The organism is Methanoregula sp., assembly GCF_041663825.1.
Lineage (GTDB): Archaea > Halobacteriota > Methanomicrobia > Methanomicrobiales > Methanospirillaceae > Methanoregula.
This window is the reverse complement of sequence record NZ_JBAYLY010000025.1, coordinates 26,851-46,741: the sequence shown is the minus strand read 5'-3', so window position 1 is coordinate 46,741 and position 19,891 is coordinate 26,851. Positions and strand designations below refer to the sequence as shown.

At 52.5% G+C, this 19,891-nt stretch carries 21 protein-coding genes and 2 pseudogenes; 8 read left to right on the top strand and 15 right to left on the bottom strand.

Annotated elements, in window-relative coordinates; translation table 11 throughout:
* Positions 1-194: 194 nt before the first annotated feature.
* The 5 genes from WCX19_RS10960 to WCX19_RS10940 form a co-directional block, all read right to left on the bottom strand.
* A complete protein-coding gene (locus WCX19_RS10960; RefSeq protein ID WP_373008037.1) occupies positions 195-455 on the bottom strand; it encodes a YhbY family RNA-binding protein in 261 nt (86 codons plus the stop codon).
* Entirely contained in the window at positions 439-765 is a 327-nt protein-coding gene (locus tag WCX19_RS10955) for a ribonuclease P protein component 4 (RefSeq protein ID WP_373008035.1), read from the bottom strand. Before WCX19_RS10955 ends, WCX19_RS10960 begins: the two co-directional genes overlap by 17 nt.
* Positions 766-865: 100 nt before the next feature.
* On the bottom strand, positions 866-1,474 hold the full coding sequence (gene purN / locus WCX19_RS10950) for a phosphoribosylglycinamide formyltransferase (protein ID WP_373008033.1): 609 nt from the start codon (positions 1,472-1,474) through the stop codon (positions 866-868).
* Positions 1,475-1,492: 18 nt separating this feature from the next.
* Positions 1,493-2,770 carry a hemolysin family protein gene (locus WCX19_RS10945; RefSeq protein ID WP_373008031.1) on the bottom strand — a complete coding sequence of 426 codons (1,278 nt, stop codon included), beginning with the start codon at positions 2,768-2,770 and terminating at the stop codon, positions 1,493-1,495.
* A 111-nt stretch (positions 2,771-2,881) separates the two neighbouring features.
* Complete coding sequence (locus WCX19_RS10940) at positions 2,882-3,709, bottom strand: sugar phosphate isomerase/epimerase family protein (protein WP_373008029.1); 828 nt, start codon at positions 3,707-3,709, stop codon at positions 2,882-2,884.
* 44 nt (positions 3,710-3,753) lie between these two features.
* Here WCX19_RS10940 and xseA point away from each other — a divergent pair, with 44 nt between their 5' ends.
* Positions 3,754-5,028 carry an exodeoxyribonuclease VII large subunit gene (gene xseA, locus WCX19_RS10935; protein ID WP_373008027.1) on the top strand — a complete coding sequence of 425 codons (1,275 nt, stop codon included), beginning with the start codon at positions 3,754-3,756 and terminating at the stop codon, positions 5,026-5,028.
* The gene (gene xseB, locus WCX19_RS10930) at positions 5,012-5,197 is read left to right on the top strand and encodes an exodeoxyribonuclease VII small subunit (protein WP_373008025.1); all 186 of its coding nucleotides are present in this window, start codon (positions 5,012-5,014) and stop codon (positions 5,195-5,197) included. Before xseA ends, xseB begins: the two co-directional genes overlap by 17 nt.
* On the opposite strand, the gene WCX19_RS10925 is transcribed toward xseB, so the two are convergent.
* Positions 5,181-5,609: a DUF371 domain-containing protein gene (locus WCX19_RS10925; protein WP_373008023.1), complete on the bottom strand. Its 429-nt coding sequence runs from the start codon at positions 5,607-5,609 to the stop codon at positions 5,181-5,183. The genes xseB and WCX19_RS10925 overlap by 17 nt on opposite strands.
* Positions 5,610-5,642: 33 nt before the next feature.
* On the opposite strand from WCX19_RS10925, the gene WCX19_RS10920 reads away from it, so the two are divergent.
* A complete protein-coding gene (locus tag WCX19_RS10920; RefSeq protein ID WP_373008021.1) occupies positions 5,643-6,218 on the top strand; it encodes an HVO_0476 family zinc finger protein in 576 nt (191 codons plus the stop codon).
* 198 nt (positions 6,219-6,416) lie between these two features.
* Here the strand turns inward: WCX19_RS10920 and WCX19_RS10915 are convergent, their stop codons facing one another.
* Entirely contained in the window at positions 6,417-7,109 is a 693-nt protein-coding gene (locus WCX19_RS10915) for a hypothetical protein (protein ID WP_373008019.1), read from the bottom strand.
* Between the two features lie 795 nt (positions 7,110-7,904).
* Here WCX19_RS10915 and WCX19_RS10910 point away from each other — a divergent pair.
* Together WCX19_RS10910 and WCX19_RS10905 are read left to right on the top strand one after the other, a co-directional pair.
* Positions 7,905-8,072, top strand: a pseudogene (locus tag WCX19_RS10910) (Hsp20/alpha crystallin family protein); the annotation flags it as partial.
* 68 nt (positions 8,073-8,140) lie between these two features.
* Positions 8,141-8,926, top strand: coding sequence for a CBS domain-containing ParB/RepB/Spo0J family partition protein (locus tag WCX19_RS10905; RefSeq protein ID WP_373008041.1), 786 nt, complete (start codon positions 8,141-8,143; stop codon positions 8,924-8,926).
* A 17-nt stretch (positions 8,927-8,943) separates the two neighbouring features.
* Here the strand turns inward: WCX19_RS10905 and WCX19_RS10900 are convergent, their stop codons facing one another.
* Positions 8,944-10,122, bottom strand: a complete 1,179-nt coding sequence (locus tag WCX19_RS10900) for a sugar phosphate nucleotidyltransferase (protein WP_373008017.1) — start codon at positions 10,120-10,122, stop codon at positions 8,944-8,946.
* Positions 10,123-10,194: 72 nt separating this feature from the next.
* Here WCX19_RS10900 and WCX19_RS10895 point away from each other — a divergent pair, with 72 nt between their 5' ends.
* Entirely contained in the window at positions 10,195-10,461 is a 267-nt protein-coding gene (locus WCX19_RS10895; protein WP_373008015.1) for a hypothetical protein, read from the top strand.
* 42 nt (positions 10,462-10,503) lie between these two features.
* Here the strand turns inward: WCX19_RS10895 and WCX19_RS10890 are convergent, their stop codons facing one another.
* Positions 10,504-11,946 carry a cobyric acid synthase gene (locus WCX19_RS10890; RefSeq protein WP_373008013.1) on the bottom strand — a complete coding sequence of 481 codons (1,443 nt, stop codon included), beginning with the start codon at positions 11,944-11,946 and terminating at the stop codon, positions 10,504-10,506.
* A gap of 128 nt (positions 11,947-12,074) precedes the next feature.
* Here WCX19_RS10890 and yciH point away from each other — a divergent pair, with 128 nt between their 5' ends.
* Positions 12,075-12,380 (top strand): stress response translation initiation inhibitor YciH, encoded by a 306-nt coding sequence (gene yciH, locus WCX19_RS10885; protein ID WP_292425120.1) that lies wholly within the window; start codon positions 12,075-12,077, stop codon positions 12,378-12,380.
* A gap of 175 nt (positions 12,381-12,555) precedes the next feature.
* Here the strand turns inward: yciH and WCX19_RS10880 are convergent, their stop codons facing one another.
* The 4 genes and pseudogenes from WCX19_RS10880 to WCX19_RS10865 form a co-directional block, all read right to left on the bottom strand.
* The gene (locus WCX19_RS10880) at positions 12,556-13,605 is read right to left on the bottom strand and encodes a type II secretion system F family protein (RefSeq protein ID WP_373008011.1); all 1,050 of its coding nucleotides are present in this window, start codon (positions 13,603-13,605) and stop codon (positions 12,556-12,558) included.
* Between the two features lies 1 nt (position 13,606).
* Positions 13,607-14,236, bottom strand: a complete 630-nt coding sequence (locus WCX19_RS10875) for a type II secretion system F family protein (protein ID WP_373008009.1) — start codon at positions 14,234-14,236, stop codon at positions 13,607-13,609.
* 96 nt (positions 14,237-14,332) lie between these two features.
* Entirely contained in the window at positions 14,333-14,530 is a 198-nt protein-coding gene (locus WCX19_RS10870) for a hypothetical protein (protein WP_373008007.1), read from the bottom strand.
* A pseudogene (locus tag WCX19_RS10865) lies at positions 14,523-16,907 on the bottom strand (type II/IV secretion system ATPase subunit). Before WCX19_RS10865 ends, WCX19_RS10870 begins: the two are co-directional and overlap by 8 nt.
* Before the next feature lie 528 nt (positions 16,908-17,435).
* Between WCX19_RS10865 and minD the strand changes: the two are divergent.
* A complete protein-coding gene (gene minD, locus WCX19_RS10860) occupies positions 17,436-18,239 on the top strand; it encodes a cell division ATPase MinD (protein WP_373008005.1) in 804 nt (267 codons plus the stop codon).
* A 49-nt stretch (positions 18,240-18,288) separates the two neighbouring features.
* On the opposite strand, the gene WCX19_RS10855 is transcribed toward minD, so the two are convergent.
* On the bottom strand, positions 18,289-19,080 hold the full coding sequence (locus tag WCX19_RS10855; protein ID WP_373008003.1) for a response regulator: 792 nt from the start codon (positions 19,078-19,080) through the stop codon (positions 18,289-18,291).
* A 131-nt stretch (positions 19,081-19,211) separates the two neighbouring features.
* The gene (locus WCX19_RS10850) at positions 19,212-19,823 is read right to left on the bottom strand and encodes a hypothetical protein (protein WP_373008001.1); all 612 of its coding nucleotides are present in this window, start codon (positions 19,821-19,823) and stop codon (positions 19,212-19,214) included.
* Between the last annotated feature and the right edge of the window lie 68 nt (positions 19,824-19,891).

The window sequence follows — 19,891 nt, the reverse complement described above, 5'->3', positions numbered from 1 at the left end:
GGCTTGATCTCCTGCCGCTTCTTGAGCTCCTCGGCAACCTTCCTGATGAGGTGGTCGGCCGGGACATCATATACGGTCGTCATGAATAGTCCTCACTGTTTTTAAAATTAAATAACAGTCTTATCTTATTGGTAAGCGAGGTTCTTATATATTTCGAGAAGCCGGACCCCTACTCGGCCGACTAGAAAAAGGGTTTATTTTTTCTCTTTTTTCTCTTTTTTCCCGCGTGCCGCGAGTACCATCGTTTTTCCCCGGACGCTGACGAGTACGGCACGGGCCGCCTCCGCTACTGTTTCCGGGTCAACCTCCGTGTTCTGGAGCCATTTCACCTTGATTACGTTACGCTTCTTGAGCTGGGCCACGATCTCCTCGATCGTCGCCTCCGTGCAGCCCTGTTTCCCGATCCAGACCGTCGGTTTGAGGTCCTGCATCGCGGGATCAGTCTTTGTGGTCATGAGATCTCTCCATCCTATACCGGGTTGTTTTCTTGCATTCGAGGCAGGTGACTGCCACCCATCCAGGATGAATCCGCACCCGCATGTTAACCCCGGGCACCAGGTACCGGTAACAGTGGTGGCAGAACCGGCGCCGGTACTCCAGGTCAATCCTGACCCGTTGGCGCATGGCAATCTTCCGGGCAAGGGCGACATACCGGTCGCTGTATTCCGGGTGCTCATGATAGACGTTCTCTGCTTCAGTAAAGAGCACCGCGATACGCTCTCGGGCCAGGGGTTTTACCGAGGGGGTGCGGTGCTTGTCTTTCATGATTCACGGTCTGCCTTTTTGACGTGTCATACTATCAGCGCCCGGGATATAAAAATGACGGGGCGCGGGCAGGATGCTACGAAAGCCACGCCAGCCGGCCTTACATCCGGGTCCTTACTTTCCGTCCTTCGATTGAGAGCCGGTCCTCACAGAAGAGCCGGACTGCTTCAGGGAGTGCGAGATGCTCCTGTATGAGGATGCGATTCGCTAAAGTATCTTCGTCATCGTCATCCATCACCCGCACGCAGCGCTGGAGGATGATAGGGCCGCCATCCAGGCTCTCGTCTACGAAATGCACGGTGCACCCGGCAAGTTTTACTCCCTGTTCAAGTGCCTGCCGCTGGGCATGGAGGCCGGTGAAACTGGGAAGGAGCGCCGGGTGGATGTTTACCATCTTCCCGGCATACTCGCGGACAATTGCCGATCCGAGGATACGCATGTAGCCGGCGAGAATAACAAGGTCAGGCCGGACCTCATGAAGCGCCGCAAGGAGCGCCTGTTCATAGAGTTCCCGTGTAGCAAATGAACCGTAATCCACCACGACAACCGGGATATTGGCTGCCTCTGCCCGCTCGATTGCATAGGCTTTGGGATTGTCGGTGACAAGCGCCACGCACTCGGCCGGGATATTCCCGCGCTGGAGGGCCCCGATGATGGCCTGGAAGTTCGAACCGCGTCCCGATGCGACCACTACGATCCGTTTTGTCATGGTTTCTCCACTCCTCCCTTACGGGTGCTCTGCACCGTTTGTTGTCTCAGGACGGATGACGCATTTGATCTTGACAATCCGCCGGCCGTGCATCTGCATGACGACAAGCGTGATTCTCCCGGCCTCGATCTCTACTTTCTCCCCCGGGTGCTGCGGGATGTGGCCGAGCCTGTCGATCAAAAGGCCGCCGACCGTCTCGTACGATTCGTCCAGGGGCAGCCCGATACCGAGCTCGTCATTGATATCGTCCACCCACATCTGGGCGTCGAGCACATAGACCCCCTCGGAGATTGTCTGCACCTCGGGTTCCTCTTTGTCGTACTCGTCCATGATCTCGCCCACAAGTTCTTCAAGGATGTCCTCGACCGTGACGATCCCGACAAAACTGCTGTACTCATCGATGACGATCGCGATCTGCACCCGGTGTACCTGGAGTTCTTTTAAGAGATCGTCAATCTTCTTTGTCTCGGGTACGAACGTCGGGTCGTACATAATCTCTTTTATCGAGATGTCTTTCCTTTTCGAAACCATCGCGGAGAAGACGTCCTTGACATTGAGGACGCCGGTGATGTTGTCGATCTGCTCGTGGTAGATCGGGATACGGGAGAAGCCGGTTTCGTTGAAGACCCGGATTGCCTCACCGATGCCCGAGGTGTCTTCCATGAGGATCACGTCCACGCGGGGAGTCATGATCTCCCGGGCCGTGGTGTCCCCAAATTCGAGCACCGAGTACAGCATCTCTTTTTCGTCTTGCTCGATTGTACCCTCTTCCTTACCCACGTCGATCCATTCTTTGATCTCTTCTTCAGTCACCGCAGGTTCGGCCGCATCTCTGCCGGCACCAAGCGACGGGCTCACCCGATCGACAACCCAGATAATGGGCGAGACGATGCGCGAGAGGAAAAGGATAATGGGCGCCACGGCCCGGGGAAAGGTGTCCGGGGCCCGGCTGGCGTAGATCTTCGGACCGATCTCCCCAAAGACCAGGAGGACGATCACGACAACCCCGGTGGCGATCCCGACACCGATATTACCAAAGACGCTGATCGCAATAGCGGTTGCGATAGCAGCGGCAGCGATGTTGACGATGGTGTTTCCGATAAGGATCGTAATCAGGAAGTGATCCGGGTTCTCCTTTAAGGTGGCAAGGGCAAGGGCACCGGGCTTGTTATCGTTCACGAGCGTCCGCACCCTCGCTTTGGTGATCGAAATCAGTGCTACTTCCGAACTGGAAAAAAACGCGGAAAGCAGGATGCAGATGATAAAAAGCAGGAGATAAAAAAGATCCTCAATCATCCTATTTCACGCCGTGTAAAAACACGCCATACTATTTGGTTCATAGTCGTTCTTATACTCCAGATATGGGGAATGTGATTTAATAAAACCAACGGACGGCGACAGAACCGTTCAGTCAGGCTCCATACATTCCCTCATAAACGCATTATCCCTCGCGAGAACCGCGCACTTCTCCTCCGCCGAAAGCGGTTTTCCGAAGTTAAGGTCGTCGATCTCAAGCATCAGACCGCCCGGGTAGTGACAGTCGCGGAGCTTCTTTAGGATTCGGGCGATCACCGGGCTCCGGTCGAGAGGGAGATGGAGCCGGCCGTTTCCGGCCCGGCTGATGTGCACGTTCGCGAGCCGGTCGGCGCAGAGATCGATGTACTGCATCGCGGTCTCTTCGGAGGCCGCGAGCGCGTGGGAAGTATCGAGCGTGAACTTCAGCCACGGTTCGTCATCGAGGACTTCCCGCATCCGTTCTGGCGTGCAGATGAGAGAGTTTATGGCGGGTTCCATGTTTTCGATCGCGACCGTAACCGTATCTTTAAGGGCAGCTGCGCGGAGCGCCCTCATATAATGGTCGAACCGGGCGCGATCCGCATCGCCCGGGGGACGTTTTGCCGTTCTCCGGCCGGGGTGGACGGTGAGAACGCTGGCCCCGAGTGCCTGCGCCATTTCAAGCGACCGGACGGCGTATGCAACCGAGATCTCCGCAACGTCAGGATTGATGGAGCAGGGGTTCAGGTCGAGAACCGGGGTATGGATAGTGAACGTGACGATCTCCGGGTGATCCCGACGGCAGGCAATCAGCTCGTCTGCCGGGAGATCGCGGAGCCAGAAATGCGGTGTCTCCAGCCAGTATTCGATCCCGTCAAGGCCTGCCTGTGCGGCAAACGAGAAGATCTCTTCTGTGGTATATTCATGGAAGAACATGCTCGATACGCCGTAGGCAGTCATGATAATACTAATTGATAAGCGCTTTAGCGCATAATATTTCTTTCATGGACTGGTTTTACCGCACCGAGCCCCCGGAGGCGCAGGAACCAAAAGAGATGTCCGTCCTCCCGGATACACCGCTCACGGTCGGCGAAGTCTCTACAATCATCGAGCGCCTTCTCGATGACCGGCAGTTGCAGGATATCAGGGTACAGGGAGAGGTCACCAACTACAAGCACCACTCCCGGGGCCACCGGTACTTCTCCCTCTCGGAGAAAGGGGGAGGGAGCATGGCGGCGGTGATCAAGTGCGTCATGTGGCGGTCGGATGCGGACCGGCTTTCCTTTGAGCCGGAGGACGGCATGGAGGTCGTCATCACCGGTTCGGTCCGGGTGTACTCGCCGCACGGGTCCTACCAGATGCAGATAAAAACCATGACCCGGGGGGGAGCCGGGGAGAAGTACCTGCTCGTAGAGAAATGGAAGAAGGAACTGGAAGCGGAGGGCTGTTTTGCCACAGAACGGAAACGCCCGCTGCCGCCGTTTCCCGCGCGGGTGGGCGTGGTCACTTCTGAGACCGGGGCGGTCATCCACGATATCCGTACCGTGATTGCCCGTCGTTACCCTGTCGAGATCGTTATTTCTCCCACCACAGTACAGGGTGATGTCGCTCATAGGGAGATTGCACGGGCTATCGAACGGGTGGCGGGGCACGTGGATGTGGTGATCGTCGCACGGGGCGGCGGGAGTTTTGAGGATCTCTTCCCCTTTAACCACCCCGATGTAGTGCGGGCGATTGCTACCTGCCCGGTACCGGTTGTCTCAGCCATCGGTCACGAGGTGGATGTGACGCTGGCGGATCTCGCCTCCGATATGCGGGCGGCGACCCCCTCGGCTGCGGCCGAACTGGTGGTACCGGACCGAAAAGACCTCAGGCTCGCACTCCGGGATCTCCGGGGCCAGCTGGGCGCGACGCTGCTTTCCCGCGTCTCACGGGCACAGGATGAGATCGCTGCACTCCGGGACAGTCTCCGCCCGCAGCGGTTCTGCCGCAGGATCGGCGAGAAACGGCAGGCAGCCGCGGATCTCTCTGACCGGCTTGAACGGTCGTTCTCTACACGGATCGAGCGCGACCGGCTCATGCTTGCGGAGATGAGAACAGCACTTGAGGGAAGGAGCCCGCGTGCAGTGCTCGCCAGGGGGTACTGCGTCGCAGAAAAGAACGGCATCGTGGTGAAATCCGTGAATGCCATGAGAGAAAACGACCGGCTGAACCTGCGGTTTTACGATGGTAAGAGTAGGGTAATGGTGGAGCGTGTGGATCATGACGGAAACCTATGAAGAAAAGATCGAACAGTTACGGCAGATCATCGCAAAGATCGAGGACGGCGGCACGAGCCTTGACGAGAGCATGAAATTGTACGAACAGGGTGCAGCACTCGTCAAGCAGTGCGAAACCCTTCTTGCCGGGGCAGAAGAGAAGATAACAACCCTCAGTCGGGACGAGTGACCGTTAAGGTTACCGTCATCTCCGACCCTTTTTTGAGCGCGGCTACCAGGTCACGGGGCAGGGTTGCTGCGACATAATCCGAGCAGATGCCGATCGTCCTCCCGCAGGTAAAGGTACTGCGCCGCCAGACCAGATCCGTCGGGTGATCGAGGGTAAGGTGTGCCGATCCCCGGGATCGCACCTCTACTTCAGTGTTCCCCGCAGAAAGCCGTGTCACAAGAATCGCGTCATCATGGGCAAGCGCAGTTCTGAAGGCTGCGGAGAGGCCGGAGCAGCCCTTGTCGGCAGCGACTCCGATGATGCAGTTACCGTTTTCGGAAAGATGCTCTTCGCAGGTCACCTCAAATGTAGTCGGGTGGGTGCCAAGGACAAGAGGATGTCCCCGGCACCGGATAATCTCGTGCGCCTCCATGCTTTATCATGTGAGGGTTGCCATTCATATTCAATGTTTATCACCGTTTTGTGTCCCGAATGCGGGGAAGAGACCGAGCACGAGGTCCTCGCGGAGTCCCGCGACCGCCTTGTCCGGTGCACAGCGTGCGGGCACCACCACCGTATACCCTGGGAAAAGGAACCTGAAATGCAGGTAATAAAGACAATTGTCTCCCGGGAAGGGACTTCACTTACCGGCACCATCGAATTTGACCCGGAGGACGAGTGTTTCCTTGACGACCATCTTGTGGCAGAGTGCGGAGACGAAGCCTACGGGGTCGAAGTCACAGCAATCGAGTGCGGGGGAAAACGACTGACGCGTGCGAAAGTAAAAGACATTACGACGCTCTGGACCCGGACCATCGACAAGGTGGTCGTGAAGATCTCCGTCCATGACGGCAGGAAGACAATTCCGCTCTACCGGGAATGCGACGGGGAGGATGAATTTGTGGTCGGAGAGAAATACGTTGTCGACGGGAAACGGTTCAAACTCTCCCACATCAAACTGCGTGACGGTCCCCTAATGAGAAAAGAGGGATGGAAAACCATCGCTTACAAGATCAAACGTATCTATGGGTTCCGATCATAGGAGCCTTTTTCTTATTGTTACCACCCAATCTCGCGGGCAGGATAAGGCTACCGGCGGTCCCTAAAAGAAACAAAAAAGGAATACATCGTTTCGGTCTCCCGGCATGACATTCCAGCGAGGGATTAATCCCTCTTTTTTAAGAACACACAATACAACGGATACACGCCTCATAAAAAGATTAAAAAAGTATCCGGGGGATCAGGTCGCCTTATTGATTGAGACGACGGTAACATCAACACTCGGATAGGCGAAATCGAGAGTGATCCCGTCAGATGTCTTATTGGTGATCTCACCGAAACGGACATAGTACTGGGCAGTGGAATTGTCCGACGCCGCATCAGGGTTATCGGAAACGCCAAGGGCCATTAACTGGCCGACCTGCATCGATGAGAGACTCATGTTGTTCTTTGCCAGCTGGTCTGCCGACCAGAACTGTGTCATGGGCTGTTTCGACGCAAGAGAGATCGTTTTCTGGCCGTTGGTTTTGAGGCCGACAATACCCGTGCTGATTGCATCGTACTCGTTCGCGAATAAAGCAAACTGGTTCGCCCAGCCGGTCTTCTCGGAATAGATCTGCACCGGGAATATCGATTTTGTGAGCGACTGGTTTGCCGTTATGGTCACCTGTTTTGAGTACATGACACCGGAACCCTGACTGACAAGCTGCGTGTACAGCTGTGAGTTCGAGGTGATAAGCGCTTGTCCCTGCGCATCCCGGAGCGTATAGTCCACAACCGCCACATCGCCGGGTTTGACCGCAGCAAGCGATGTGATCCAGCTTGAGCCCATTGAGGATACTACCATCAGAACAACAAAGAGTACACCGGCAACAATCGCGAGTACTTTTGTCCACACCTTCTTTGATTTCTCTTCCTGCTTTTTTGCGCCCATTATTAAAATCCTCCTTATTATGTCAACGGTGAACGGTCATAAACTATTCTGATAGGATCCATATCTGGTTACCTGCTAGTTCCGCGTGGATGTGAGGGAATATGATGATGAGATCGTTATCGTTGCCGATCTACCTGGCATCGAAAAAATGAACGTCAGCATTCAGTTAGTGAACCCCAGTACTTCTCTATTTTCACGTTGAAAGAACAACCACTAAAAATTCGAATGAGACAGATCTGGAAGCGGGAGTACCCTTTTTTGGCAGTCGCCACCCTCCTTTATGCCAGGAGGGGGTACCTCCCCATTTGTACAAAGGTGGCACCCCCCACTCCCGGGCCATAAGAAGGGGGTGGGGGATCATGCTTTTAAAAAATTGGCCGGGGGGTCAGGGTACCTCCCGGTTTTGGGAGCGGGGGGTGCCCCCTTGCAAGAAAAGAGGCCCCTACCCCCCAAGCCATCGGTCGGAGAAAATATCCCTTCAGACGATAACTCCATGCGAAGCACAGGTTTTGGAAATGTCGGAAAGGGGGGGGTAGGCCTCCTCTTATGCCCGGACAGGGGGGAGGGGGTATCGTGCTTTTAAAAAATTGGTCGGGGGTCAGGATACCTCCCGGTTTTGGGAGCGGGGGGGTGCCACCCCGGGCTGGTTGAGGGGGGTACCCCCAATGAACCAAAAATCGATTCGGCAAACCTGTTAAAAAATTCTGATGTGTGTAAAGGAAAATTTAGAGAAGTACTGAACCCGCGTGTCCTTGAGATATCTGCGAACATAAATGAGAGACTGATGAGAAATCCAAAGGTTACTACATGCGAGAGCGGATGTACGGCACGATGCGACGTGTGGTGACACTGCCTGCATATGTAACCGAGAGCGATGCCAAAGCCCGTTTCAAAAACGGTGTGCTGGAAGTCCACATCAAACGTTCAAAGATGGCACAGGTTTCACACATCGCTATCGAATAGATTCGCCACCCCATCTCATACCTTTTTTACCGATTCATTTAAAGTCATCAGCGCCGGAAACTGTAATGATGGACAAAAAAAAGGTCAAGGATTATATGACCTATGATGTCGTCAGCGTGGATCTCCACGGTACGGTGCAATCGGTTATAGAGAAGATCCAGCAGACCAATCACGACGGCTTCCCGGTTGTTGACGGTTCAGCAGTGGTCGGGTATATCGCAGCCAGAGATCTTCTCTTTGTAAAGCCGGGCGAGACCATCGAGCAGGCGATGTCCGGAGAACTGATCGTCGCAGATCCAGAGATGGACATCACAGATGCCGCACGTGTGATCTTTCGGAGCGGTATCCAGAAGCTTCCCGTAGTGGACGAGAAAAACCACCTGCTCGGGATCATCTCCAATTCCGATGTGATCCGCTCGCAGATCGAGCACGTATCCCCGGAAAAAGTCTTCAACTTCATATCGACGCTCAAAAAACTCTATGGTGTCGATCCTACGCTCAACCGGGGCATTGTGCCCATAAAAGATCTGCTCCCCACCCAGTCCAGGATCTACGAGGATGAACTGGAAGGCAGAATCTACGAGATCAAAAAAGGGCTGGCTGAACCCATCATCGTGGTGAAAAGGCCGGGCCGGATTATTCTCGTCGACGGTCACCACCGTGCGATTGCCGCAAAAAGGCTTGGCATCACAGCGCTTGATGCATATATTATCGAGATCCGCGAGGATGTGGAACTGGGCATGGAGCGGACGGCAAACACGATGAACTTAAAAACGCTCGATGACGTGCAGGTGCTGGATTACGCCCGGCACCCCCTCGTTGCGATCACTCACCGGCTGGTAAAACGGCCATAAAATAATTGCAATCTTTTTTACGACCCTTCGCACCGGATATCGAACTTATCGTTTAAGATGTGTTCTTTTACAATAGTCCCGTCAGGAACCACGACCTCGGGCCAGATCCGGGTCTTTGAATGGACCACCACGTTGTTGCGTAAAACAACTCTGGGGCCGATCACGGTATCGTTTTCAATGCTGCATCCTTCCCCGATATGGGTATCGTTATCGATAATGCTTCCCGAGATCGTGGTGTTTGCCCCGATCACTGCCCGGTTATAGAGCGACGAGGAGAAGATCTTCGCATTGTTCCGGATGATGCACCGCTCACCGATGCTTGTATAGGGACCGATGAGGACATTGTCTCCGATCGTCGTTCCCGAACCGATCGCCACCGGGCCAATGACCCGGGTATTCTTCCCAAGAGTGATCGAATCACCCAACTGCACCGGGCCCTGCACCCGAGCGCCGTGCATGGAGAGATCTCCGATGATGTCGGTGATCGTGATATCCTGTAGTTTCCAGCGCTCTGCCTGACGGAGCGAGTGCGGGCTTCCCACATCGGTCCAGTTCCCGCGGGCAAACCAGCCTTTGAGGGGTATTCCTTCCTCCATAAGGTGCGGGAAGAGATCCCGCGCAAAGTCAAACTTTTTTCCTGTCGGGATGTGATCGAAGATCTCCGGACTGCAGACATACATCCCGGTGCTTGCGAGATTGGAGAATATTTCACCGGGCGAAGGCTTCTCCTTGAACCGCTTTATCTCGTAGTTGACATCGATCTCAGCGATACCATATTCCCCGGGATCATCAATCGAGATGAGACCGATGGTGATCATCGCCTTTTCTTTCTGGTGGGCGCGGTAGAATTCAAGGACATTTAAGTCGGTCACATGATCCCCGCCGACAACCAGAAAATCCTGCCCGTCCAGGTATTTCTTTGCGTTTCTTACACTGCCGGCCGTGCCGAGTTTGGTCTTCTCGTGGACATAGGTGATATCAACGCCAAAAAGGGAGCCATCACCAAGGGCAGCCTCGATATCCTTTCCCAGGTATCCAAGGGTCATCACCACTTCACGGAATCCAAGGTTCGAGAGGTGTGAGACGAGATGCTGGATTGAGGGCCGGTTGACAATCGGGATACAGGGCTTTGGACGTTCGAATGTGAGAGGGCGCAGGCGCGTTCCTTCGCCCCCGCACATAATACACACCTTCATGGCTCTAATTTTGGCGTTGAACTGTTTTAAGTATAGTGCCCGAGATACTATGGGAGAAGAGAGGACCAATGTATGGGATCTGATACGTACCGGGAACTGGACGTTAAAGGCGGCACAGTCCAGTGCCTGCCGGAAAAACGGGAGCCTGTCGGGTACTGCCGGCTCTGCATCCATTGTCGTGAGTTTAAGGTAAATGGAATCTATGTAAAATCCCCGTCACTTGCCTACTGTGTGAAGTGCCGGGTGACCGGAGAGGTGGATCTCTCCACCGTGCAGGCAGTCAGGTGTGCGGACCGTCAGGGGGAGGGCTTCCACAGCATTACGAGTCTCATCGGGTAATTGCCTCTTATGCAAAAACGCCGAATCCTCCCGCAATTCCCTTTATTCCTTCAGTATTGCGATTATTGCCCCCATATCCACATTCTGCTCAAATAAAGTCGCAAGCGTATCGTAGGGATCGCTGCCTTCCTGAAGGATCGGGTTAAAGGGCAGCCCTTTTTTCCCGTAAAGGTAGGAGAGCAGTGCATTTACCGCTGACGGGTTTAAAAACAGCCCGTGCATGTAGGTACCAAAGACAAGTCCATCGGCACTCACCCTGCCATCCCCGCTGAATGCCTCGCCATCCATCTCCTCATGGGTAACCCCCATATGGATCTCGTACCCTGTCACTGTGCCCATGGCCGACAGGATGGGGGGGACCGGGCATGCCTCGCGTTTCACCTGCGTGGTATTTTTGGAATATGAGGAAAAACGGGTGACACAGTCAAGCAGGCCGAGGCCTACATAGGTCCCGGCCACCGATTCAAAACCTTCATCAACGAGAGTTTTTCCCAGAATCTGGTACCCCCCACAGATACCGATCACCGGGACGTTCCTTGCCCGTGCATCCCAAAGTTCACGATCGGTTCCTTTCGCCTTGATCGCTGCAAGATCCTCGATCGTATTCTTTGTTCCGGGAAGGATAATACAGTCATAGCCCTGAAGTGAGGTTCCACAGGAAACATACTCGACAGCCGCATACTGTTCCAACAGTTCGAAATCCGTGAAATTGGCGATGTGAGGGAGCCGAATCACCGCGATCCGGACCGGAAATTCCCGTGCTATCTTGTCCCCGATGGAGAGGGAATCTTCGCTTGGGAGCGGGAGGGTAAAATAGGGCACGACGCCGAGCACCGGCACTCCGGTAATTTCTTCGATCATCTTTACCCCCGGGGCAAAGATGGCCGGATCGCCCCGGAACTTGTTGATGATAATCCCCCGCACCAGCGGCTTAACCGATTCTGGAAGGAGATGGATGGTACCGTATACCTGGGCAAATACTCCGCCTCGTTCGATGTCGGCAACAAGGATCAGGGGGAGTTTGAGTTTCTCTGCAAGCAGCGTATTTGCGATGTCCCGATCATACAAATTCACCTCGGCTGCACCACCTGCCCCCTCAACCACAACCTGCCCGTGCTCCTGGAGAAGCCGTCGGAATGCTGCAACTGCTTCCGTGAGGAGATATGGGGTTTCCGTGTAGTAGTCCGCAATTGGGACATCCTTATACGGGTGACCGAAAAGCACCACCTGCGAAACGCAGTCACCCTTCGGTTTGAGCAGCACCGGGTTCATATCGGTCGTGGGTGAGAGCCGTGCGGCCCATGCCTGCATTGCCTGTGCCATCCCGATTTCCCCGCCGTCCTCCGTAACAAACGAGTTCAGGCTCATGTTCTGGGACTTAAAAGGCGCAACCCTGATACCGCGGCGTACCAGGCACCGGCAGATCGCAGCTACCGTGATGCTTTTTCCCACATGTGACGAAGTCCCCACGACCATGAGTGACATAGGTACTCATTTGAATGCCCGCACATAAAACGGATATGTGCCGGAAACTGCAGCAAACGCAGCATATCGACCGAATATCATCCGGACAATGCCAAGTAATAAATAACCAGAACTTGAAAATAGCTGTAATGATTGGTGGCATTTGCCCGACGTGTGGACTTCCCAAGGAATTATGTATCTGTGAGGAGGTAGCAAAGGAACAGCAGCGGATCAATGTAAAAGTGAACAAACGCCGGTACGGGAAAGAAGTGACCGTGATCGAAGGCCTCGACCCGACCGATATTGATCTCGAAGTTCTTTCAAAGTTCATGAAAGGAAAACTCGCATGTGGTGGTACCGTGAAAGGGAATTCTATCGAACTCCAGGGAAACCACCGCGACAGGGTAAAAGAGCTCCTCTCCCTGAAAGGATACAGCACGGAAAATATTTCCTGATGGGTGTACCCCAACATATTCTCATTTTATTAAGATTTAGTGTGACATTCCGACCAGTTACCGGATTCCGTGATTTTGTGTAATATCGGATGTTTACAGTTGTCTCTTTCAGGTTCCTCGCATTCGGAGGGCTTTTAGAGAGAATAATAAACCGCTGCCAAGAATAAAAAACAGGTCAGATGAAGAAGCGGAAAACAACCCATGATACGATCAGCATAATCGCTGAATATTTAAGACCGCCAACAACCCGTCCTTCACCCATCTGACCGGCGCAGAGCCCGGAGAAAAACCCTTGTATCATTGCGGCATGGGTGAACAGCCGTTTGTATGCCGGGAGATCTATTTTTGACATGAACTGGCTGCTCGCTGCCGTCGCCTGCGCCGACGCACCCGCCGTGGCCATTGTCGTTAAAAAGGTGCTCACCAGAATCGCAATAACAAACATAAAAACTGCCCACGAGACTAATACGATGATCACGTAGATCAGCATGTTATTCCGGCGTTCCTGGGAAAGGTTGACCACCTCAAAGGTATCGCTCGCTGCTGCACGGAGCACTTCGCTGATATCCCCCCCGGCCTTACTTGCCTTTGCGATCAGATCGACACTCCGGTCGGCAAGCGGTGTTCCCAGGTTCTTCCCGAACCGGTACATACCCTCTACAAAACCAACACCCCACGACATCTCGTTGTCCAATTTCCGTATATGGGGTGTGAGGGTCCCGTATTCAGCGCTGGCGACAAGGTGAACGGCATTGGGAAGTGTCATCCCGGAATCATTCATCCCGGCTAGATCGCGGAAGAAGTTGGGGAGGGCATCCTCGAGATTTTTTATCCGCTGCTGTTCCCTGAAATCAAGAACTGCTACAGGAATAATTGAGATTAGCACCGCAAGCACTGCAAAATCATCGATGACCGTCGAAGTAAAAAGCACCTTGATGCCATATATCTTCACCATCGAGATAAAACCGCCGATAAAGACAACGAGCGACAGGGGGATACAAACGATAAGGATATTAACGGGTTGTTCCGTGAGAACCTTGAACGGGTGCTTGAAGAAGCGCCCGATTCCTTCCCGGCTCTTCCGTTCAGACTCAAGTCGGCAGGTGATATCAGTAAGTTCCCCTTCAACCGAATCCATCTCGGCGCGGGTAAGCGGCTGAGGGGGCCGTGAAGCCGGATCCTTCTTTTGTCCAAGCAGACCGGTGAAGGTATCTTTAATTGCCATATCAAGTCTCCGGGGTCATAGAGCTAATCATTATGATAAACATCATCGAGCCAAAGGGAATCATCAGGTAGATGATGATATAGAGGAACATGGGCTTTGCATCGCCACCAAGGACCGACATGATCGACTGGAGAATGATCAAAAAGAGCGTGCCTGCCACCATTGCCGTAACGTACGATTCCGCGATCAGCGCGAGCGTATCCAGGAACATTTTCTGAGTCTGGCGGTTCTCCAGGGCGTACTGGTTGGCCTTGGTACGGAAATAGTCCGTGAGGTTCCCCCCGCTCGATATACTGGCCATCGCGCCCTGTAAAAACTCTTTCATCCGCCGGGAGGGAGTGCTCGCAGAGACAATCCTGATCGCATCAATAAGATCTCTCCCGAAAATGTCGATTTCGCGTGCGATATATCGCGCTTCCACCGAACTCTCGCCATAGATCGGACTGTCTCCCAAGAGACGGAAGATCTCCGCCGGGGTTATACCGGCGGTGGACATGGATGTAATATAGTTGATGGCGTAGGGTATGGTTGCGTCGATATTTCTCCGTCGGTTTCCGGAGACGACCGAGGGGTACACGAGAAATACCGCATACGTCATCCCGCCAAAGACAAGGAGCGAGAAGATGATCACAAAAACAGTTCCGATAATGAGACTATGCTGGGATAAAATGAGGAACGATGCAGGAACCGCTCCTTTGTATTTTATGAGGTTGGGGAGGTTGAGAAATCAGGTAAGAAAACCTAATCCTGCTGCGGCGATAAGGCCAACAAGGACTGAACTGACAATGGCGGTGGAGATATAGACTTCAAACGGGGTTTTAAGCCGGGCCGATATCAGGTCATTACGGAGCTGGGAGTACTGCTCCCGTTGTGCCTTCATCCGCATGCCAAGGAGATTGAAGCAGAACCGTTCAAAACTATTCATACAGGTCCTTCCTTACACGTTCGATAACGACTTCCGGCTCCCGGTAATATGAGATGAGGATCTTTGCAACATCCTTGTAGTGCCGGATCTTCTTGATGCGCATCCACTCCAGCACTTCCTGCCGGCGCTTGAGTTCTTCCCGCATCCGGTTCTCGTTCCAGCCCCGGGCCTCCATGATCTCTTCAAGGAGGTAAGACTTTCCGGAATAGGAGATCTCATCGGTTGCCGATCGCCATTTGAAAACCTCGTTTGTAATCAGCTCGTTTGTCCGTGGGTCGATATCGAGGATCTCAACGATCTGCTTGTTCCGGCGGATACGTTTACCCCCCATCCGGGCCTGTACCTGGATGCAGACAAAATCAAGTGCCGAGAGCATGTTCCGCGGCACATCCATGGGAGGATTCTCGATACGGTGAACGACGCTCGATACCGAGTCCGCGTGGATCGTGGAATACGTGACGTGGCCGGTACTCATCGCCTGGAAGAGTGTCTGGCACTCCTTGCCACGGACTTCCCCCACGATGATGTACTCAGGCCGCTGCCGCATGGCGGCACGCAGGAGTTCGTACATGTTGATCTCCCCGCGTCCTGCCGTGTCAAATGAGTCACGTGTTACACTGGGGATCCAGTTGGGATGCGGAAGCTTCACTTCGCGTGTGTCTTCGAGGCTGACAATCTTTGCCATCGGAGGAATAAACAGGGAGATTGCGTTTAACGACGTAGTCTTACCGGATGCAGTTCCCCCGGCAAAGATTGCGGATTTGCCATTCTCGACTGCCAGCCAGATATAGGCAAGCGAAAGCGGGGCAAACGTGTGCTACTCAATGAGATCCGTGGGTGTGATCGGCTCATCCTTGAACTTACGGATGGTGAATGTGGAGCCATGGGCGGTCACTTCCTGCCCGAGTGTCATCTGGATGCGGGAACCATCCCCCATGGTCGCATCCAGAATCGGTTCCGCAATGGAGATATACTTGCCGGCACGCTGGGCGAGTTTTGTGACAAACGAGTCGAGATCCTCTGCATTGTGGTACATCAGCGTCGTCTTCATCGATTCGTAACTCGCGTGGAATGCAAAGAGGGGGGTGTCGACACCGTCGCAGGAGATATCCTCGATGTACTTGTCATGCATGATCGCGTCGATCAGGCCGTCGCCCAGGAAATCCTTGTGCATGTTATACAGCATCTTCTCGCGCTGGACCGGGCTGAGCTTGATCCCGTAATCAGCGAGGATCTCATCCACCGAACTCCTGAGTTTGAGCCGTGCCTCCTCTTTGGAGATATCCTTGGTGTTGACATCGAGCGTTTCAAAGAGGCGTTCTTTTAATTCCTTTAAGAGGTCTATTTCAGGCTCGGTTAGAACAGGCTCGATAACCTGATAGGTGTATTCATGCGTAGCGTGGTCATAGATTATCCGGACATATGCGTAAGGCTCATTAACCGGATATATCTCCATCTCTTCGATACCCGGTTTCGTTTCAAATGAGAGGTCCACAAGAGGACCATGCTCCCCGGGGTTGTATTCCACGGATGCCGGCCGTATGACGTTGAAGAACGCAGAAAACCGGCATTTCTTTGTCGCGGCGGGTTCTGCTTTTTTCGGCTCATAGGTCAGTTCGGATTCGAGATCCTTGAACCCTGCAGTCGAGAATTCCCGTTTCCAGATATCAGCAAGTTCCAGGGGCAGGGTTCCGGTCCCGGTATGCTCAAAGGTATTTAGTCCGCCATGAAGTTTGATCTCATCGATCTGGAATGTTGAACGTTTGGGAAGGATGAGCCCGGAGTAGTCTGATATCTGGTCGGCAGAGATGATCCGCTCATCTTGTTCACACTCGCCAGAATCAGCATGTTGGGATGGTACTTCCTGCTTTGCCTTTCGCTTCCGGAATAATGAGGAGGTATGGCGATCCCGGGGATCTTCATCAATAATTTCAACAACCGGTTCTGGTGGGGGTTTGGCAATTGGGGAAACGGATTTTTCTTCGGGGGGTATAGATAAGGCGGGTGTTGCCGCAGCCCCAAATTTCACCCCAGACTCACGGGGCACATCACGTACATCCTTTTCACTCGTTCCGGATTCCGGCAGGGTTATATCCTCAAGCAGGTCATCAAGATCATCTATACCCAAGCATACTGGTGCCCCACTCTTTTCCGGGACTTCTCCGGCAGGGGTTGCGATTTTTTTTTCTATGCCAAGTTTTTGCAGGAGAAGAGAGAATTCCCCCGCTTCCTCATGGCTCGGTTCTTCCGGTCCTGGTTTTTTTTCGGGAGATCCTGTTACAGTACCGACTAATTTATCTTTGGGGGTTTGTGCACCCCGGATTTTTTTAAGAAGGGCACTTATATCGTCATGAGCCTCGTCATCATGTGCTTTCAACCCTCACATCCCCCGGTCCGATAATCACGATCAACTGGTATTACTATATAAAGATTCTTTTATCTTGAACTATATCTATTCTCTGAATTACTGCAAAAAGAACTTGGCATCGTGCCCCATCCCATTTTTACCAGACATAAACCTACCGGTACATCCGGCTCACCGGGTAATTGTGAGAAAAACGGCCCGGCCCCGGAAACGAGTGTCTCTACACCCGAAAGTCCAAATAATCCTGTCAAAGTGTCTTCACAAACGATACATACAGCAACCGTACCGGTTCCAAAAGGGGGAGAGACACCTTCAAGCGATACTGTACATGCCGATAGCGAGCACGATTTGGATCCTTTGGATTCCATGAACATTTACCAGATGACAAACAGATCCAGTGAGAGTGCAGGACACGACCTGATACGTGAGATAAAAGATATTTTAAACTGGTGGATATAACACGAATATGAAACGCGAAAAGCAAAATCCTTCTTTATTCCTATAATTGCAGCAAATTATAATCGGGACGACTGGTATCTGATGGTTAAAATATATACGATCGCATCCGGAAAAGGAGGTACCGGTAAAACCACGGTTTCTATCAATCTGGGGACGATGCTTGCAAAACTGGGAAAAGAGACCTACCTTATAGATGCGGATATCGGCATGGCAAACATCGGCCTGATCCTGGGGCTAGAAGATGTACCGGTAACCCTGCATGAGATCCTTGCCGGAAAAAACACTATCGATGAAGGGATCTATAATGGCCCGGCCGGGCTCAAGGTTATTCCGAGTGGCATATCCCTGCAGGGCTTCCAGCAGGCAGACCCGGACAAGATCCGGGACGTTTTGTCGGAGATTGAAAAAAGGTGCGAGTTTCTGATTATCGATGCACCTGCCGGGATCAGTAAAGACGGTGTGGTTCCGCTAGCTGTTGCTGACGAGGTTATCCTGGTTGTTAACCCTGAACTGCCCTCCATTGTTGACGCACTTAAAACAAAAATTCTTACCGAGGTCGTAGGCGGACATGTTCTCGGCGCGATTATCAACCGCGTTGACCAGGACACGAGCGAGATCATTTCAAAGAAGATTGAAAAAGTGCTTGGAGTAAAAGTGATCGGGATCATCCCGGAGGATATCAATGTGAGGAGAGCCGCAGCTGCCCGTTCCCCGGTTATTGTTAAATTTCCGGATTCCCCCGCCTCAAAAGCAATACAAAAAATCGCATCAGACCTCGCCGGTATTACGTATAAGGAAGAGGCGGAAAAAGTCTCAAGTGAAGGGTTTGTCGAGCGTTTCTCAAAAGCACTCTTCAAAAAGAAATCCGACAAGGAACGGCATTAAGCACTTTTCCTTTATCTTTAACGTTATGGCATAGCCAAAAAGCACAGTTTCAGATTTTTTCTGCCATCTTGATCTCGGTCGGAGTCTTTTCACGGATCTGAACCGACACGCCAATCATCTCGTTCTTGTCATTCTTTACCGGGCGTGCCGTGAGTGCAACATACCTTTTCTTGTTCGCAAGGGTCACAAGCACCGTATTGAAATCATAGGTTACGACAATTTTATCCCGGATTACATCAAGCGCCGGGTCGTTGATCCGTTCTCCGGTCTGTTTGTTTACCAGAATAAGTATCTGTTTGAGAGGTTTTACCAGTACGTCCTTTTCCAGAACATCCAGAAGCCTGCAGGAATATGGGTTTAAAAAGATGATGCGGCCCCTGGTGTCGGTAATGATTACTGATTCAAGCGCTGCCATAATTTTAGGCATATCCCAGAGTGAAGCCTTGTCAAAATACCGTTTGCGCATGCTGTGGTTGTACAGGGCAATCTCGATGTTGGAGACGATCTCGTTTGAATTGAACGGTTTAAGAATAAAGCCGTACGGTTCTGCAACCTTGGCCCGGGTAAGGGTAGTATCGTCGCACTGGCCGGTTAAAAAGATCACCGGAATGTGGAAGATGGAGTTGATGTATTGTGCTGCAATGATTCCATCAATCGACCCGGCGAGATTGATATCCATGAGCACAAGATCCGGCTGGAATTCAGCGGCCTTCATGACCGCATCTTCACCAGTCGTAACCTTGCCTGCAACAACATACCCCTTTTTTTCAAGGATTACGCTGATGAGGTTGGAGATTATCTCGTCATCTTCCACAATCAGGATCTGAATAAAGGTGGGCATGGTATTCACAAGGATCGACGAGTAGTTCCGGTTAAATAATTAGAAACCGGAATATATAAAGATAGATTTTTGAGCGTGAAAAACCTTGCATCTGCCATGAGACCCGGCACCTTATTATTCCATTTGAGGTATTAAAGATCCAGAATATGAGAAGTGTGGGATTCATCAAAAGTGATCTGGAAATGCGTCACATTCTGGAACCGGTCCTGAACGAGGCAGGAATAGTTACCGTGCATCACACGGAAACTGACCTCCCCGTTCCCGGTAGTGGAATCGCTCCCCACAATTTTTCCATCTTTTCTGATCGAAACACGCACGCCGTTCTGCAGGTTTTTTTCTCGCCGTACTGACAGGGTAACAACCCCGATACCCGGGCTTTTTTCCCCTATTTCAGGGACGGTGTACGTACCATTTTTCCGGATATGCCCCTTTTCAAAGATCCGGCATCCCATAACAAAAGCATCGATTATTTCCGGTTTCACATCGCGGATAACATAGTTCCGGCCTGCCCGTATATGGACGACAGCCTTGTCACCAAACAGCGCCCCGTCACTATCCACATAGATCGCTCCTTCAGGTTCACCGTTCAATATTGCAAGGTAACACTCACGGTTTCCTTCTTTTGCCACAGCAATCGCATCCAGGTGTCGCGAGGCTGCAAACGTGAGCAATTCAGGGAGCGAAAAGGTACCCTGGCACTTCGATCCTTTATGGATATTTTCCAGCAGTTCCTGCAGATCCATGAAACAATCCTCTCACGTATACTCTCGGGGGGAATTTTTTTGTTCTCCCACAGATTGCTCTTTAATAA